The sequence below is a fragment of the Oceanobacillus caeni genome (assembly GCF_042678465.1).
GTDB lineage: Bacteria > Bacillota > Bacilli > Bacillales > Amphibacillaceae > Oceanobacillus > Oceanobacillus caeni.
In genome coordinates, this window is record NZ_JBHTKV010000061.1 from 1 (window position 1) to 2,440 (window position 2,440).

Annotated in this window: 3 protein-coding genes; all 3 read right to left on the minus strand. The window is 37.7% G+C overall.

What is annotated here, in order from left to right:
- Positions 1–56 precede the first annotated feature (56 nt).
- Positions 57–1,619: an IS66 family transposase gene (gene tnpC, locus ACFQ18_RS17945; RefSeq protein WP_060669374.1), complete on the minus strand. Its 1,563-nt coding sequence runs from the start codon at positions 1,617–1,619 to the stop codon at positions 57–59.
- 69 nt (positions 1,620–1,688) lie between these two features.
- Entirely contained in the window at positions 1,689–2,045 is a 357-nt protein-coding gene (tnpB, locus tag ACFQ18_RS17950; RefSeq protein WP_047185468.1) for an IS66 family insertion sequence element accessory protein TnpB, read from the minus strand.
- Complete coding sequence (gene tnpA / locus ACFQ18_RS17955; RefSeq protein ID WP_047185469.1) at positions 2,035–2,355, minus strand: IS66 family insertion sequence element accessory protein TnpA; 321 nt, start codon at positions 2,353–2,355, stop codon at positions 2,035–2,037. The genes tnpB and tnpA overlap by 11 nt, the downstream gene beginning before the upstream one ends.
- Positions 2,356–2,440: the final 85 nt, after the last annotated feature.

The window sequence follows — 2,440 nt, forward strand, 5'->3', positions numbered from 1 at the left end:
GTAAGCGTCAAATAGCCCACACCTAGTATTAAGGTATGGGCTATTTTATACTCTAACTAAGATTTAATTTGAACTTTGACAGTTAATGGAATAGTCGTTGACCAAGGTAGGAGTTGATCCATCGCTTCTTCGTTTGTTGAATCAATGTTTGGCAACTGCTCAAATAGATACTTCAAATATTCAAATGGGCTTAGCCCATTCTCCTTTGCAGTTTCTACTATACTATAAATAATTGCGCTCGACTCAGCACCCTTTGGTGTATTACTAAACAAGAAATTTTTTCTTCCGATCACGAAAGGTTTAATAGAGCGCTCACTTCGGTTGTTATCAATTTCTAATCGCCCATCCTCTAAAAAGACGGTTAATTTATTCCATTGGTTTCGACAATATTTAATTGCTTTACCGAGGGCACTTTTCGGCAAGACTTTTGGTGTTTGCATTTTTAGCCATGTTGAAAAAGCCTCCAAAATTGGTTGGCTGCGTTTGATTCGTATTTCATAACGTTCCTTTGGAGTCTTATCCAGACACTTGCGTTCAATCGCAAATAATTGGTTACAATATTCCAATCCTTCGGTTGCAGTAACCTTTGATTTGTCTGCCTCTTTTGGCAAGGATTTTAATGCCTCATCAAACTTTCGCCTTGCATGGCTCCAACAACCAGATAAGGTGACATTAGGAAGACTATCGTAACCACCGTACCCATCGACATGCAAGTATCCCTTGAATTCCGATAGGAATCTTTTTGGATGTTTACTTGCTCGTGATCGTTGGTATTCAAATAGAATATTCGGTGGACGGTCACGTCCATTACGATAGAGCCACATATACGATTTCGAATCGGCTGATCGTCCTGGTTCTCGTAAAACTTGAACCGTAGTCTCATCTGCATGTAGAATATCTTCCTGCAAAAGATGATACTTCATTCGGTCATATATTTTGGACAACCAACGGTTGGCCCCCTCTACCATCCAATTGGCTAGTGTTTGACGAGAAAGGTTAATACCTAGATATTTTAATTGGCTTTCCTGTCGATATAAAGGTAGGCCTTCGGCATATTTTTGATTCATAATATAAGCAATAATTGAAGGTGAAGCATAGCTTTTCGGAAAAACAGGCAATGGCATTTTTGCCGTCACGATAGGAGTTTCTATCTCATCCTTTTCACATTGACGACAAGCATACACATGACGGACATGCCTTACGACTTTTACCTGAGCAGGTATCACTTGTAGTTCTTTTCGAATTTCTTCGCTCATTTTGTGTGTTTTATTACCGCAACACGAACAAACCTGTTCCTCAGGAGATAGTTCATATTCTATCGTCTCTATTGGCAGGTTTTCCATCAATTCTTCTCTTGTTTTCCGAGACTTCTTGCGTTGATATGTAATAGTATCAAGCGTAGGTTCTTCAATATTTAAATCAGCTGTATCTTCCGCCTCATTAAACAATGGTAGACTCATTTGATCGTCATTCGTTTTTTCACTGGAAACACCATATTTTTGTTTTTGAAGTAAGCGAAATTGCTCCTCATACCATTTTAGTTTTGCTTCCAACTCTTGATTGCGTTCTTTATAATATTCAATTGTGTGCTCATTATTGTTCTCTACTATTTTTTCCATAAATTAAGTATACGAAAAAGAACCCAACTTGACTAGTCGAATTCTTCCTATTTTAATAGATTATTTAATCTATAGAATGGTACGTGCTTTCACCTCTGGATGCGCCTGTTTTTGTTGTATAGGTAGTCCATCTAGTAACCAACGAAGTTGACGATAACTAATGTGCATTGGGGCCTCGTCCTTGTCAGAGGGCCAGTGGAATTTCCCACGTTCCAACCTGCGATAATGCAGCCAAAATCCATTATGTTCCCATTGAAGGATTTTTAATTTGTCTCGTTTTCGATTGCAAAATACAAATAGGCAAGGAGAGAAAGGATCGAGATCAAATCCCTCCTTGACAAGTACAGCTAATCCATCAATAGATTTTCGTAAATCAGTACTTCCACGCGCAAGATAAACACGCTCAATATTTGTCTCATTTAACATCTATTCTTAATGCCTTTACTACTTCTGAAAGAAGAGATGGATCGAATCCATGTTTAATTTCAATAGATGCTTGTCCTAATTTTATAAGGATAGAAGAATCTGGATTATTATCGTACTTATCTACCTCAACTGACAGCCACTTAGATGAAGTGTTATCAACTTTTGGATCAGTATTTAGTTTCTTCTTCCAGTAATAAAACTGGCTTTCATGTACATTATTCTCATCGCACCATTTAGCAATGCTTAGTCCACTTTGTTTGTACGAAGAAATGCGTTCTTCCCAAACTAGCCTTTTCTCTTTGCGTGTCATGAAAAAATCCCCCTTAAAGATTTTCTTAAGGAGATTATTACATAGCCCAATTAATATTAGAAGGTGGTCTATATTTGACGCTTAC

Coding starts and splice junctions, on each gene's coding strand:
- tnpA (WP_047185469.1), bottom strand. CDS start 2,355: ATGACACGCAAAGAGAAAAGGCTAGTTTGGGAAGAACGCATTTCTTCG.
- tnpB (WP_047185468.1), bottom strand. CDS start 2,045: ATGTTAAATGAGACAAATATTGAGCGTGTTTATCTTGCGCGTGGAAGT.
- tnpC (WP_060669374.1), bottom strand. CDS start 1,619: ATGGAAAAAATAGTAGAGAACAATAATGAGCACACAATTGAATATTAT.